This is a genomic window from Paenibacillus sp. P4_A7, assembly GCF_056402455.1.
This window is the reverse complement of the sequence record NZ_JBFUHJ010000013.1, coordinates 1-14789: the sequence shown is the minus strand read 5'-3', so window position 1 is coordinate 14789 and position 14789 is coordinate 1. Positions and strand designations below refer to the sequence as shown.

Annotated in this window: 11 protein-coding genes; 3 read left to right on the top strand and 8 right to left on the bottom strand. The window is 41.9% G+C overall.

Annotated elements, in window-relative coordinates:
• Positions 1-222: 222 nt before the first annotated feature.
• The 3 genes from AC1DWN_RS03715 to AC1DWN_RS03705 all read right to left on the bottom strand — a co-directional run bounded on the left by AC1DWN_RS03715 (position 223) and on the right by AC1DWN_RS03705 (position 3329).
• The gene (locus AC1DWN_RS03715; protein ID WP_477557594.1) at positions 223-1059 is read right to left on the bottom strand and encodes a carbohydrate ABC transporter permease; all 837 of its coding nucleotides are present in this window, start codon (positions 1057-1059) and stop codon (positions 223-225) included.
• Positions 1049-1942, bottom strand: a complete 894-nt coding sequence (locus tag AC1DWN_RS03710) for a carbohydrate ABC transporter permease (protein WP_477557593.1) — start codon at positions 1940-1942, stop codon at positions 1049-1051. The genes AC1DWN_RS03715 and AC1DWN_RS03710 overlap by 11 nt, the downstream gene beginning before the upstream one ends.
• A 61-nt stretch (positions 1943-2003) precedes the next feature.
• The gene (locus AC1DWN_RS03705; RefSeq protein ID WP_477557592.1) at positions 2004-3329 is read right to left on the bottom strand and encodes an ABC transporter substrate-binding protein; all 1326 of its coding nucleotides are present in this window, start codon (positions 3327-3329) and stop codon (positions 2004-2006) included.
• A gap of 274 nt (positions 3330-3603) precedes the next feature.
• On the opposite strand from AC1DWN_RS03705, the gene AC1DWN_RS03700 reads away from it, so the two are divergent.
• The gene (locus AC1DWN_RS03700) at positions 3604-5349 is read left to right on the top strand and encodes a sensor histidine kinase (RefSeq protein WP_477557591.1); all 1746 of its coding nucleotides are present in this window, start codon (positions 3604-3606) and stop codon (positions 5347-5349) included.
• 14 nt (positions 5350-5363) lie between these two features.
• Positions 5364-6926 (top strand): response regulator transcription factor, encoded by a 1563-nt coding sequence (locus tag AC1DWN_RS03695; protein ID WP_477557590.1) that lies wholly within the window; start codon positions 5364-5366, stop codon positions 6924-6926.
• A gap of 58 nt (positions 6927-6984) precedes the next feature.
• Here AC1DWN_RS03695 and AC1DWN_RS03690 read toward each other — a convergent pair whose 3' ends face one another.
• The 3 genes from AC1DWN_RS03690 to AC1DWN_RS03680 all read right to left on the bottom strand — a co-directional run bounded on the left by AC1DWN_RS03690 (position 6985) and on the right by AC1DWN_RS03680 (position 12411).
• The gene (locus AC1DWN_RS03690; protein WP_477557589.1) at positions 6985-11025 is read right to left on the bottom strand and encodes an immunoglobulin-like domain-containing protein; all 4041 of its coding nucleotides are present in this window, start codon (positions 11023-11025) and stop codon (positions 6985-6987) included.
• Between the two features lie 204 nt (positions 11026-11229).
• A complete protein-coding gene (locus tag AC1DWN_RS03685; protein ID WP_477557588.1) occupies positions 11230-11493 on the bottom strand; it encodes a hypothetical protein in 264 nt (87 codons plus the stop codon).
• 36 nt (positions 11494-11529) lie between these two features.
• On the bottom strand, positions 11530-12411 hold the full coding sequence (locus AC1DWN_RS03680) for an SMP-30/gluconolactonase/LRE family protein (protein ID WP_477557587.1): 882 nt from the start codon (positions 12409-12411) through the stop codon (positions 11530-11532).
• Between the two features lie 351 nt (positions 12412-12762).
• On the opposite strand from AC1DWN_RS03680, the gene AC1DWN_RS03675 reads away from it, so the two are divergent.
• Complete coding sequence (locus AC1DWN_RS03675) at positions 12763-12915, top strand: hypothetical protein (RefSeq protein WP_477557586.1); 153 nt, start codon at positions 12763-12765, stop codon at positions 12913-12915.
• Positions 12916-13422: 507 nt separating this feature from the next.
• On the opposite strand, the gene AC1DWN_RS03670 is transcribed toward AC1DWN_RS03675, so the two are convergent.
• The gene (locus tag AC1DWN_RS03670) at positions 13423-13821 is read right to left on the bottom strand and encodes a zinc ribbon domain-containing protein (RefSeq protein ID WP_477557585.1); all 399 of its coding nucleotides are present in this window, start codon (positions 13819-13821) and stop codon (positions 13423-13425) included.
• An 87-nt stretch (positions 13822-13908) separates the two neighbouring features.
• Positions 13909-14631: an alpha/beta fold hydrolase gene (locus AC1DWN_RS03665; protein ID WP_477557584.1), complete on the bottom strand. Its 723-nt coding sequence runs from the start codon at positions 14629-14631 to the stop codon at positions 13909-13911.
• Positions 14632-14789 lie beyond the last annotated feature (158 nt).

Sequence of the window (14789 nt, the reverse complement as noted above, 5' to 3'; positions counted from 1 at the left end):
CATAAAAAAACAAGATGATCCTGGACATCTCTCGCCCAAAATCATCCCATTTTCAAATGTTAACTTCCAAACACCTAAGGATTTAACAATTTGCTTATTACGAGCAATCTAGATAAGATTACGGCCGCTTCTGCCCTCTTCCTATAATTATCTTTTTAACCCATAATTAAAATCTAAAAAAACCGCAAGGATCATCCTGCGGCTCGACAATATTTCAGTAGCTTATCCTTTAACCGATCCACCTGTAATCCCTTGAATAAAGTATTTCTGCACGAACATGAAAAATACGATAAGCGGGATTAGAACAATACACATCGAAGCGGATAGCGGCCCCCAATCTGTTGCAAATTGGGATTGAAAGGCCAATACTCCCATCGGCAGCGTCCGAATTGTCGATGATACGGACAATGTTGTGTTTGCCCAGATCAATTCTCCCCAGAAGCTTACGAGATTAAAGATCGACACGGTTGCAATGGCTGGGAGCATCAACGGTACGATAATTTGAACAAATGTTCTTGTCTCACCACTGCCATCCATTCGGGCGGACTCCAGCAGCTCCTTAGGGATGGTGGTAAAGAAGTTTTTCAAAATATAAATCGTTATGGGGAGACCCCATCCGATGTAAGGAATGATAAGAGTCTCATAACCGCCTATCCAACCGAGTTTGCTCATCATCAGGTACAATGGCATGATGACCGATTCAGAGGGTAGCATCAACGTTGACATGAATAAGAAAGTGATCACTTCTGCGTATGGAATATTCAGTCTAGCTAACGCGTATCCGGCTAATGCTCCTAAAATAACGATCAATAACACGGAAATAAATACGACTATGAAGCTGGTCAGGAAGTATTGTCCGATATGAGCCGTAACCCATGCATCGTAAAAGTTGGACCAAGCATAATGACGTGGTAAAGACCAGACGTTCGTATAAAACTCTTTCGTCGACTTTACGGCTGTAATCATGACGAAGATAATCGGATACGCCGTCAGGAAGAAAGCAAGGAACAAAATCACTCGGCTGCTGAGAGCTAGCCTCAAATCACCTTTAATATTCATGGCTCTCACCTCCGAGCACTTTACGAGTGATCACCGTAATGATCATGACAACCACAGTCAGGATAAAGCCCATCGCCGCAGAATACCCAAACTCATTGTACGTAAATGCTGTTTTGAGCATGTTGATTGGAACGGTCTGGGATAAAACTCCAGGTCCTCCCTTGGTCATAACCCAGACGAGATCGTATGTCTTAAAGGATATCGCCAAGGTAAACACACAACACAGCTGAATAATTGGCTTGATAATTGGAAGGATGATGCTAACTACCTGTCTAATGAAGCTTGCACCATCTATCTTACTTGCTTCGAACAAGGAAGCGGGAATCGACTGAATGGCTGCGAAGCAAAGCATCATTGTCAGCCCGAAAACGCGCCAGGCGCCTACGATCGTAATGCATATCAGGACCGTTGCGGGATTTGAAAGCCAAGCGTGCTTCAAACTACCTGCACCAATTAATACTAGGAATTGATTCAGCAGCCCCATCTCCGGATTGTAGACGAATGTGAACAGCAGTCCTATCAGAGCAAGGGGCAGCATTACCGGCATGAAGAACACAAGCCTGAAAACGGCTCCTTCCCATTTCCCCACCTTAAATAGCAAGATGGCGAGCAATAGACCCACAGCTACACCGAGCAGTGTTGAGCCGACTGCAATATAGGTAGAATTGTATAAGGACTTCCAGAATTTATCGTCTTGTATTAACTGCCTGTAATTATCTATGCCTACCCAGCTTTTCTGCTTAAACCCGTTCCATTTCTGAAGAGATAAAATCATATTCCAGACCGTAGGTATGAAGATAGCAAAGAGTACAAAACAGAAAGCCGGCAGAAGAAATAGGACCCCTGTTAAAGTGATGCGTGTACTGCTTTTGAGTTCGCTCATATGCATGACTCCTTAAGAATAATTGGGTATGAGGCTGAACGCCTCATACCCAAAATTTAGGTTACGAATTAGCAGCTTCCTGTCTTAATTGTTCCAGCTTCTGAAGCACTTTGTCCCCGCTTCCGTTTAATACGTAATCAGCAAGCGCTTCTTTGGCCATATAGTCAGTTACTTTAGCTGAATAGTTGAAGAACTCGAGGCTGCTTGAGTTTTTGCCGAATACAGCCATCGCTTGGACACTAGGGTCTGCGCTTTTAACAGTCGTGTTTACGGTTATGAAACCAGCATCCGCATGAATCTGCTGAACATCGGGTCCTGTGAACGCCTTCAGCATCTGTATGGCTTCTTCAGGACTCTCCGTGTTGACGGGGATGAATAGACCATCGGTTCCACCGTTAAACAAGCTTGTTTTCCCCATATGCGGCCATTCTACCGGCACCACTTTGAAACCAGCATCCTTCTGGATGGAAGCGAACAAAGCGGATACTTCTCCTAGAATAGCTACTTTACCTTGCATGAAGGCAGCCTTTGATTCATCGCGAGATAGTGTTAACGCCCCTTCACCCGGGTACCAATATTTCGCGTCATAGAGCTCTTTTGATTTTTGTAATGGAATTTTGAAGTAATCAGATGTCGCTTCGATTTTACCATTTGCTAGGTCTTCCACTTTGTTGTCGTCAGCTGCTAGGCTGAGCATACCGTTACGAATGAGCCACGGATTCAGATCGCTGCTCACGGAGAATGGAGAAACTCCTGATTTCTCCTTCAGCTCCTTGCAAGCAGCAATAAATTCATCCCAGCTCCATGAGCCATCCGGAACTTCAATGCCTGCTTTTGTGAACAAATCCGCATTCGCCATCATCATGCTGTAATTGGCATCGATGGGAAGTGCATAATATTTTCCGTTATACTTACCTTGATCCAGATAAGCCTGCTCGAAGCTATTTTTCCACTCTCCACCGTTCTCTTCTAAGAAAGGCGTCAAATCAAGAGCTTGCTCCGCGTCCACGAAGGGCTTCATCTGCATCGGCCAATATACAGCCGCATCTGGAGGAGAACCTGCGGCAATACCGGTCTTAAGTACAGTCAATAAATTTCCCCAATCTACCTGACTTGCATTAATGTCCAAGTTTGGAAGAAGCTCTTGCATTTTAACTACCATAGCTTCACCAGATGAATACTCAACGATTTTTCCATAAAAGTTCACTTTTGTTTTATCTTTCGGAGCTTCCGTCGGGGTCTCAGCAGCTTGTGTCGAAGCAGGAGAAGGTGATGCGGTAGCTGAGTTCCCTTCGTTCTTTGTGTTGTTCGAACTCGAACAAGCAGATACAAACAGTGTACACAGCAACAATGCCAAAGCGATTGAGAACAATTTCCGATTGGTCATGACAATCTCTCCCCTGTTTTGAAAGCGTTTTATATTACTACTAAAGCATACCGTGAATGTGGCAACACCATAAACAATTGAAACTACAATAATGACGTGATTTCTACGACGGTTATGAAATCGTTTAAGTCTTATTAAGTTGCTTTCCGCTGTAGCTATAATTACACCTTATTTTCTACGATTTTCCAAACAAAACTTGAATTATATGAAATTAGAACTTAATCTGTATAATACGAAGCGCTTACATTTGAGTATCATGAAGGAAGTCATCCACTTGCAAATCCGATATTTATCCATCTCCAACAAGATGCTTTTTAGTCTGATCTTATTTTTGATAACCCCCCTGCTGTTTACTGCCTTCTTTCTTAACAGCAGAGCCTCTAACGTTATCGACAATAAAACACATGAGCTTATCTATCAAACCTTAAAGCAAACAGAGACTAACTTTAGCCAAATGATTAACGATACTGAATTTCTTTCCGTCGCCATGCTTGCAGACAAAAACCTTCAGGAAATGACCATTTATTATTTGAACAAATCCTATTTAAATGCCGAACGACTAAGACGTGAGCTGTTCTTCTCGTTCGACTCCTTAATTAAATCGAGACCTTATATTCACTCCATCTCACTTAGTGATGGAGATGAGGTCATCTACCAATACGGCAAAGTCGTCACGAATGAGGATACCACATTTCACAAGAGAGCGGCGGATCTGAAAGGAAAATCTTTCTGGACTCCGACTTATCCATTGAATCACTTGGCTAGCAGCGGCAAGGACCCTACCAACGTCATATCTATTATTCGCGCAGTTAATGATCTAAATAAAAACAATCACATACTAGCTACTCTTCGAATTTCGATTGACGAAACTTATTTATATAATCTATTCAAGGATATTAATCGCTGGGAAGAAGGCTCTATCTCAATCATCGATCCGTATGGAAATATTATTTCCTCTACTGATCGGACGCTGCCGGGGAAATCTCCTTCCGAGTTTCCGTTCTCCAATTTTGTCGATACCGTTAATGAAGGCTACAACCATTTTTCTATGGATGGACGTACATGGTCAGGCTTCTCCTATTCGATTCCTGAGGTCGGATGGAAGGTTGTTCAGTTCGTTCCCTCCTCCGATCTCCGTAATGAAACGAAATTACTTAATATGTATGTGTCCATCTCGATCGGACTCAGTGTCTTCCTAGGTCTCATATTCTATCTCATGCAGAAGAAAAGTATAATCAATCCTCTGCGTCGATTATCCTTGGAGATGGCAAAGGTTAAAGCTGGTCATTTCAAGGTCACTCTTCCGTCTAATGGTAACGATGAAATTGGACGAATTAGCCAAAATTTTATCGACATGGTTCATAGAATTGAAGATCTAATTGAAAGGGAATATAGCAGCATCGTGAAAGAGAAAGAAGCCAAGCTCAGCGCATTGGAATCACAGATTAATCCACATTTTTTGTACAACACACTGGAATCGATCCGCTGGCAGGCTATCAAGTCTAAGGAAATGATCATCGCCGATCAGATCGAGGCATTAGCCAATATTTTCAGACACGTTCTGAACATGGGCCATAGTCATACGACCGTCAGAGAAGAAGTAAACTATTTGCAAAATTATATGTTGATTCAAACTCACAGATATGGCGATAAAATAACGATGTCGGTTCAAACGGATCCCCGTGTGCTGCAATCCGCCACCCCAAAGCTTCTGCTACAACCGCTAGTGGAAAATGCGATCAAGCATGGTCTTGAGCCCCAGAAAGGGAAAGGACAGATTGAAGTTCATATCGGGCTAAGGGGAGAAGCGATATGTTATTCGGTTTCGGACAACGGAGTGGGCATGGGCGCGTCTGTCATAGAGTCGATTATGAATMAGCAGAGAACGGACAAATCCTATGCTCTCCGTAATATTATCGAACGAATTCAGCTTTATTAYGGCGAACCATATGGCATGCACATATCAAGTGAGCCTGGTCGCGGGACAATTGTAGAAATTTGTATCCCTTTTCAATCATAGAATGGAGGAATATTGTGAAACTGCTCATCGTAGACGACGAATACCATATCCGCACCGGACTACAGCAAGCTATCGACTGGCAGGAGTTAGGCATACATGAAGCGTTAATAGCCGAAAATGGAGAAGAAGCTATGATGATGGTCAAGTTTCTCCGGCCTGAAATTGTTATCACGGATATTCTCATGCCAGTGATTGACGGCTTGACTCTTGCTCAAAACATTCTCATCTTCGACCCGAGCACCAAAATCATTTTGCTCAGCGGGTACTCCGAGTTTGAATACGCCCGTAAAGCCATTCAATTAGGGATCTTTCATTATGAATTAAAACCGATTTCAATTCCAGCACTAACTGAAGCGGTAAAAGAGGCCATTGTCAGCTTTCGGAAAAGCGGCCAGCTGCGAGAACTCGCCAAAGAAAAATTGGCTTTACAGACATTAACAGACGAGCTTGAGGACTCGGCACAAATACAAGACGTGCTCGGTGAATTGTTTGGCTATGAATGGACTTCTGGACATTTAGCAGTCGTAGCAATCGCGTCTGTAGATTCACACTCAGATGCTTCCCCCACCTCAACAACTGTCTTAACCGGTAAAATCAAAGAAGTTCTTCATCGTCACCGAGCCATAATTAGAGGAATTGTCATTCCCTCCATAGACGGGCAGTTTGCCTTGCTATGCGACATGCCTCAAGATGCATCCACTCACATGCGAGCGGATTGGTTACGTTATTCAGATACCGTTAACCAAGAGCTTAGCGCATTCCTATCCGTTACGTTATCTTTCGGAATTAGTCATATCTGTTCGATCTCTTCCATTCCACAGTTATATCGCCAAGCGATAATAGCGTTGGAATCTCGCCTCTACAAGGGAACTCGCTCACAATCCTATTACGAAGAGCAGACTCCTGTTGAACCTACTTTTATCTATGATTTAGAGGAGATGGAATGGAAGGAACTCATTCTTACTTTAAACGATTCCCTAATCGCCGAACGAATTTCTTGGGAGTTTAACCGTATTAGCGAAAAGGCGGTATGGAAGGAACAAGAAATTCAACATTTCTCCATTCAGTTAATTCAGCTCCTCCTGCGTTCAGTTAAGTCAGAGTTCAAATATTTCGACCTCATGGTCAAAGAAGCAATTAGCGGTGTGGATTTCAACCGAAGCCGTGGCACAATCGAAGCGTATTGCAGCTGGGTACAGCTCGTATATCAAGATATTTTGTCAGTTATACGGGATTACAAAGGGATCAAACATCAAAAAATGATGATGACCGTGATGAAATATCTTGCCACTCACTATAATGAAGACCTCTCTGTAGAGAAAGTAGCAGATACAGTTGGAAAAACCCCCAACTATTTCAGTCACCTGTTTAAGAAAGAGATGGGCATTTCCTTCTCCGAGTATTTGAACAAACTCCGCATTAAAGAAGCCAAGCGGTTGCTTACAGAAACAGACAGACTTGCGTATGAAATTTCTGAAACCGTCGGATATAACGATTATAAACATTTTGCTCTCGTGTTTAAGAAGATGACTGGCGTTTCACCATTAGATTTCAGGAATAATCAGTATCATCATTAATGAAATGGGGGCTATCCCTTTGGTCTTTTCAGACCTTAGAGATAGCCCCCATTACCATTTACTTATTGTAAATCTTATAAATCAATTGAGCAGATTCAGCTCTTGTCGCATGGTTACGAGGATTAATGTAACGTCCGTCTCCAGTAACCACTTCATTTTTAACCAATGTTGCTAGATGATCTACCGCGTAAGTGGAAATGTATTCCTTATCCGCAAACCGATCCAAATCCGATGCTGCCCCTGCCGTCAATTCTTTACCTGCAGCCTTCATAGCCTTAGCGATCAGCGTCATCATCTCTTGCCTAGTTATCTCTATTTCAGGTTTGAATAATTGATTTCCCACTCCATTCGCAATGCCTAGCTTACGGGCTATGCCTACTGCTTCATAATAATAGCTCGATGAGTCAACATCAGAGAAATTGTCGTTTACGTTAGCGGTTAGACCCGAGGCGCTAATGAGCATAACCATAAAATCCGCACGCTTGACAGCTGCCCCTGGTTGAAACTCCGTATTGGAGGTTCCTTTGATAATTCCTTTTGAAGCCAATACCTCAATTGCTTGCCTAGCCCAGCCGTACTTTTCAATATCCGCAAAGGTCTTCTGAATAAAGGCAACTGCAAAACGGCTGAAATGAGACGTCGTAAAAGTAACCACACCTGTTGCAGCGTTATATTTACCAGAAGGCATCGGTATCACTTGACCCGCTTCATCGATATACCAAACCACAATATGTTCTGGTGCCGCCTTCTCAGCTTCTGTCGGCGTATAAGGAATAGCAACAGTTACAGGCGCTTCTGAGTTACTCCAAGTAACCCTTTTACCGTTCACTAGCAAATGTATATCGACGACCGGTTTGCTGCCTATTTTCTCCTTCAAGGAAGGATCCATGTTACTGATATCAGCATTGGAGATAACCAACTCAACTCTTGCTGCTCCCTTCAAATCGGTAGATTTTAGCATATTGACTGGAATGGTTACGGTGCCTATCTCCGTTATGATCTGAATCTTATTATTAACGTTATCGGTTGATAAAGCATCCACAGGAAAACTTGTTATATAGTCGGTTATTCCATTCCGTTTAGGAATATCAATGACCGCTAGAGATGACTGCTTCAAAGCGTTATTAAGCGCCTTGTTGTCTATGATCGCGGTAGCTGTCTTACCCGACACCATAAAATTCGACAGCACAACCTTCCCATTAACCCCAACTAGTTCAGATCCATTACTGCCACCGATTGGACCATTTTCTTCCGTTTGTGTGACACGGAAAGCATCAACTAGCATGAACATATCCGATGCGTTGACAAGCTTGATGGTATGAGACCCCTTCGATAGTCCGGTCACTTGAAACACCGTCTTCTGCACTTCTCTGGATGAGCTATTCGTGCTTATTTTCTTCTGAAACACGCCATCCAAATAGACATCTACATCCCCTTGATCTGTATTGGTGGAGGTAATAAAATCCACACCAGTACCCGTAAATGTGAATTCAGCAAAATCGCTTTTGGTTACTGTATAATGAACATCCTCAAAGTAATCTCCAGTGGATCTATTGGAAGATACATCCCAAGTACCGTTATAGATGATTTTAGAATCATCGTCATTCACCATACCCAATGGGAGGGTTAGATCCGCATCTTTTAATGCTTTAAATACATCCAAGGATTTTTCAGCTACCGTGCCATCCTCCCACATCATCATATTAAACGTTAATGGAACCTTTCGATTGCTCGCACTTCTAACCCAATCAATCGCTTGGTCGCTTGTAACAGAGGTCGAAATCACTGTGTTTGGATCATGAACACCCCAGTCATTTTCCATGGTGAACATAGCTTGCTGAAGGAGCCCCTTCTGCGGTCCATCCGTAAACACGCCGTTGCCACCCATAGGTGCACTGCCGTATTGTAGCTCTCCATGGCTCCCTTCACCGAAATATACATCCTGAAAATCAGTGTATCGAGCTGCTATCCAAGAATTATAAGATACGAGACGTTCCGAATTACCGGCTCTGGCTGCTTGCCCTAGACGTTCGAATGGAGCAGGATAATAAACAAGTCCGTCATCGAAAAACCAGCCATCCAGCTTATCTCCGTATCGCTCTCCAACCTCCGTTATTATTTTTTCCCAATTGTTGATAAAAGTTGAGCGATCGCCCTCTCCAGTTCCAGTATACGAATCCGGCCAGTTTTGATTTTTCCAGAAATCCGTACTTTTATAACCTAAATGACTATCCTGACCCGTATGGTAATAAAGCATGAAGCGAATACCCTTCTCTTTTAGTGCAGTTGCGATTTCACCAATTAAATCACGGGTTGAGGTTCTATCCCTATTTCCAGTAATATCATCTACAGATTTGATAGGAGCAGATATTTCATAAGTCCACCAACTCATTGACCAGAGGACATATTCGGCACCTGTATTTTCAACCATATTTACGAATTTATCAATGTCAAAGCTATTCGCTTGTTCTTCCACACTTTTCTTGTCAGTACCCTTCTCAGGATATCCCCAAGGTCCATACTGAAACATCAAACCGTATTTGGACTCGCTAAGCCAAGTAGTATCAACCTTGAACTCATCTATTCTTTTCATATACGCAGCACGATCCACTTCGCGAATCAATTCAAGCGATTTGAAGTTGATCGTGCCGCTGCCTGAAGTTCTAACCAATTTAAGCTTGCTAATTCCTGCAGGAATAAAGACTTTACCTGCATCTAACTTATCCCATCCATTGATCTTTGTTGCAAAACGAAGTGAGTGCTCCGTATTCTCTACTGATAATTGAAAATCGTTTTCTTTTGGTGAATCTAATAGCGCCTCGACGTGGTATTCTCCGCCTTCATCAAGCTTTACTGTCCACTCCATATAATCCGTATTTGAGGCACTGAAATTATTAATCCAACTATGCTTGGGCTGACCATAATCAGTTACGGTTAAATTTGACGAGTGTTTGGAGGCTGCGCCCATAAGTATAATTAAATTGTCTATAACAGCTGTTTGATCAAAAATAATCGGATTAGGCCCGCTCTGGACCGTGGACGGAATTGCCTTAACAATGAGTTCAAACGCCTTTGTCTTACTCTTCGTACCTTTGGAGAGTGTAGCTGTTAGGTTTAAGGAGATATCTTGGTCCGTTGATCTTGTAACTTTACCTGTGTTAACATCGATAACTCCCGGGTTATCTGTTTCCCATGAGATAGCTGTACTTAGTAATGTAACTGGGAGAGAGATGTTCTTCGTAATATCATGAAGCGCTTTGTTTCCGTTTAAAATAACTTCCCCCGTCAGAGCAACGAAAGCCTCATCCAAGTAATCACTGTCCGATAAGACATCACTTTTAACCGTCAAAAGAAAGCTCTTGTCTTGGCTTATCAATCCTTTAGAAACTGTAGCCGTTAAGGAAACCGAGACATCAGTGGCCTGTCTTGTTACAACACCAGTATTCGTATCAATCACACCGATTGGATTCGCGTTCCATACGATCGTAGAACCGTGTGCTCCAATGTTGGGCAGTGTGAGATCACTCGTAATAAATGACACTGAGCTATTAGTGTTCAGAATAACTCCGTCATTTAGCGAACCGATATCAGCTGTTACAGTGTCTTCATCGGTCACGATCTCTGTATAATACTCGAATCTATCAATTTGAATGTACTGATTGCTTGATGATGGATTCTTTCCTGCGTTGACGACTATCTTCAAAGTATGATTTCCAAAAGGTAAACCCGCAATTTGATAGACATTATCTAATTCATAATTAAGACCATAACAATCAATTGTTGTATTTAGCACACCGTCGATATAAACATCAGCTTTCCCTTGATTATCTCCTCTTACAGCAGAAATCTTTATAGCTGTACCCTCGAAAGTAAAAGAGGCCTCGCTTCCCGACGTGTTGCTATAACGTAGCTTCGTCCCTAATTGGTCGACAGTCCCCCACTCTCCTGAGTAAGTGATGGCCGGATCGGTACTGCTTATTACTGTTGAACTTGCTGCTTCTGCTCTCACTTGCGCAAGACTCAAAACAAAACTAGACGTAAAAATAAGCATAACTAAAAGCATTATGCTTATCCTTTTAAAGCTTTTACTAATTGTCATTAACAATCCCCCCTCGAATTGAAAGCGTTTTAATAGCTGCTAATTAAGCATAGCGCTTTTGCCTTCGAGGTATAAACAATTGAAACTACAATTATTACGTGATATCTACAATTTAATTAAACCGAAAACCGTTCCTGCATCGATATACTTCGTTTATTTAATTGTCCGATTTCTTTATCGACTTGCTCGGCTGCTTGGATCTGATTATCGCATAGTGACAACCATCTCCTCTGCGCGATACGATGATTGCTTTAGTGTAATCATGGTTTCTGCAGCTGCATGAACCGCTTCTGAAATTTGCATCATATGTCCATATAAAAAAGTAATCTTTTGATGATTAGCCTCGACAGATTGCTCTGTCACTTCTGCATTTCCTTTCATCCCCACAGAGGAGTTTAGCGCCGTTTGAATCGAAAGGTTCGTGTGATTAAGCTTGGAGTCCATATTTTGACGCCAAAAAGCCGACATCGCAATGTCGGCTTTCTGACCATGCACAATATTACATTAAAGACCTTTATATCCATGGACCGGTAGTCCCTGCACTCCGGGCATATACCTAAAACAGCTTCCAGCCAATGGCTCCTTGCTCAGCTGTTCTTCGCTTAAACCAGTTCTTGCAGAAGTAATATATAATACATCTAGATTTTCGCCGCCGAAGCAGCAGGAAGTTACTCTTGAGACAGGCAGCTCTATTTTATCCAGCTGTTCTCCTGTATTAGGGTTCCACCTTGCGACACAGTATCCATCCCATTGAGCGACCCAGATCATTCCCTCAGCATCGACAGCCATACCATCTGGAAGACCTTCGCCATCTCCTAATCTCACAATTATTTCCCTATTTCCGGTTTCACCAGTTTCTAGATCATAGCTAAGCTGATGAACTTCTCGCGTATTAGAATCAATATAATACATCTTTTGATTATCTGGACTCCAGCCGATTCCATTGGAACAGCCAATGTCAGTGAGCACCTTGCGAGCAGACCCATCGGTCTCCAAGCAGTATAACGATCCGGCTCCTGCTTCATCATTCATGGACATCGTCCCTGCCCAGAATCGTCCTGCGCTATCACATTTGCCATCATTAAAACGATTTCGCGGCAAGTTACTCTCTAGTTCAACTATTTTTTCGAAACGCTCCGTATCTAGATCTAAGTAATATAAACCATCATACATCGCGCATACTAAGCGGTTATTTGTTGCAGGTACTGCCGCCCCAACGAATTGTTCCGCCTGAATCTTCCATTGTTTACTTGTTTCTGGTTGATAAAAGCGAATTTGCTTCTCTATGATATCAACCCAGTAAAATGTCTTTTTGTCGGCCAACCATACAGGACCTTCTCCAAGTGTGGATATTGTTCCTTCAATAACTTCGATATGTCTTTCCATGCCCGTATCTCCCCCATGTAAACCTAGTTTTTTCTGCTATCATACGATTCGTTAAAAACTCAAGCTTCTCGAACTCGATAGTAATACCCATGGTGAGGAATGCTTCATTTCTAATATATCAGATGGTGCACCAAAGACAACAAAATATTTACGAATAATACCATGTTTAACTTAGGTTTTTATAAAAATAAATAGTAGCATCTAACTCGCCGCTTGCCGACATTGCATAGTTTGGAATCCGTCCAGCTTAAATATATTAATAGGCAATCATCACCACCGTACAAACACCCAATCAATCAGCTATAGGGGCGCATAAACTTAGAGTGTACTAAAGAATCAGGAGGTGAATGTTTGATGGGTGGATTTGTTGGAGGTGCAAATAACAGCATTGGATTTATTCTTGTACTGTTCATTTTGTTGGTGATTATCGCTTGTAGTTGTGGTCTTGGTGGCTTAGGCAACGGTTGTGGTGTTGGCGGAGCCGGATATGGTAAAGGCTACTAATTAACACTCCAAACCTCATACCTCATTGTAAGCAGACTGCAAAGAATTCCTTAAAATAGAACATTCGCAAAAGACCCATTTTATGGGTCTTTTGCGTTCCGAGACATGACGCCCCTTTTTGTCGTTTAGGTATATGACTCTGATCATTTGATACCCTACCAAACATCCAATCAATAAGTGCCAGACATGCATAACTTATAATGTACTTGAAACGCAAGGAGGTGAATGTTTAATGTCTTGTGGTAATGTTGCTGGTGCAAGTAACAATATTGGTTTCATTCTGGTTCTTTTCATTTTGTTGGTGATTATCGCTTGTAGTTGTGGTATTGGCCGTAACTACTAATTCATGGTAATCACTGTTAAAAAGGATTTGACAGACAACTCCCTTTATAAAAAAACATGATTTAATCGAAATTGGGTGGTACAGGAAATTGTTCCTGTACCACCCATTTCGTATTAGTGCTGCGCAAAGGATCTACATGTCGTTTCAATAAAACAAGTCCGGATTTATCCGCCAAAGAGAACATCCATCACTGTTCCTAATTGCCCAGCTTTCATACCTCTTAATACATTCGGGTCATAAACTTCGACAAAACCGCATGAAGTACAAGAAACAAACAGATAATGAATATGCTGTATGTCAAATAGTTTACTTAATCCAGCCCCGGTCATGGCTACTTCCTTGACTGAACACTCGGTTCCCTTGCATTTTGAGCAAATAAAATTGCTTTCTATTTCTTGTTCAATGTCCAATTCTTCAATATAAATTTCTGTACCCTCTCCTGCACTTACAGACTCAAAATCATCTTCATTTATTTCATACAGTTTATTATTACATTTGGGACATCGTCCGTTTTGGATTTCAATTTGATTATTACACCATGGACACTCGATCACACCATTCACTTCCTCCCTATTTTACAAATACCTACTCAATTCAGAAAAGTATTTTCTCCGACTGCTCCACCTGCTCGATACTGATTTTTTTGTCCATCAGTCTAAACCCATTCCATCTATAAATGTAATAATATCTTCGTAAAAGAACTTTTTCTCGGTACCTTTTATGTTATGTCCAGATTGAACATACTCTTTTATAGTTAATTGTTTAATCATCGTTTTATATCGCTCTACATCATTGTCAGAGACTAACGATTCTTCTAGTTTCCCTCTTGCCATGAGAAGCGGAATAGCTAAGCTATTCTCGAGACTGACCTGTGTAGACTCCCTTTGAATACCGATAACAGCCTCAGGTCGAATATTTTCGGTTCGGTTATACGGGATTAAATAGTTATTTATATAATCTTCATCMCAGCCATGAGGCATCGCTCGATGTTCTGGAGGATAATCACCTACTATTAGTGATTTTATTCGATACTTGTGCTTTTGAGCATAGCCTAGTGCATAAGCCACTCCACGAGAGTATCCAAATAAATGAAACGATTCTAACCCAGCATGCTTAACAACTGACTCAATATCTGAAATATGCTCTTCAAGATTATATCCATTTTCAGGGGTACTACTTTTCCCTCTGCCTCTGAATGATAGAACTATACACCTTCTTGGCAGAACAGTCTCAAGAAAATCTATGTATTCCTCTGCTGTTTCCGATAATCCCGGACAAACTACGATAGGTAACAACTGACTATCTGATTGATTGCAGGAATCATAGTAATGAATCGATACGTTGTTATTATCTACATGCTGAGATAAATACATTTCCCTTCACTCCATCCTCATTCTATAAAAGATAGCCCCTTTTCCTCGAGCGCCTGACGAATCAGTTCCATCGCTTTTGGTCCCATCCCATGAAGCTTTAATAGATCTGACTCTCTAAGCTTCGTAAATTGCTCAAGTTGTGTGTAACCAGCCCGCCC

Bases quoted from the DNA above. Each gene is read 5' to 3' on its own strand.
- AC1DWN_RS03715 (WP_477557594.1), bottom strand. From the start codon at position 1,059: ATGAATATTAAAGGTGATTTGAGGCTAGCTCTCAGCAGCCGAGTGATT.
- AC1DWN_RS03710 (WP_477557593.1), bottom strand. From the start codon at position 1,942: ATGAGCGAACTCAAAAGCAGTACACGCATCACTTTAACAGGGGTCCTA.
- AC1DWN_RS03705 (WP_477557592.1), bottom strand. From the start codon at position 3,329: ATGACCAATCGGAAATTGTTCTCAATCGCTTTGGCATTGTTGCTGTGT.
- AC1DWN_RS03690 (WP_477557589.1), bottom strand. From the start codon at position 11,025: ATGACAATTAGTAAAAGCTTTAAAAGGATAAGCATAATGCTTTTAGTT.
- AC1DWN_RS03685 (WP_477557588.1), bottom strand. From the start codon at position 11,493: ATGTCGGCTTTTTGGCGTCAAAATATGGACTCCAAGCTTAATCACACG.
- AC1DWN_RS03680 (WP_477557587.1), bottom strand. From the start codon at position 12,411: ATGGAAAGACATATCGAAGTTATTGAAGGAACAATATCCACACTTGGA.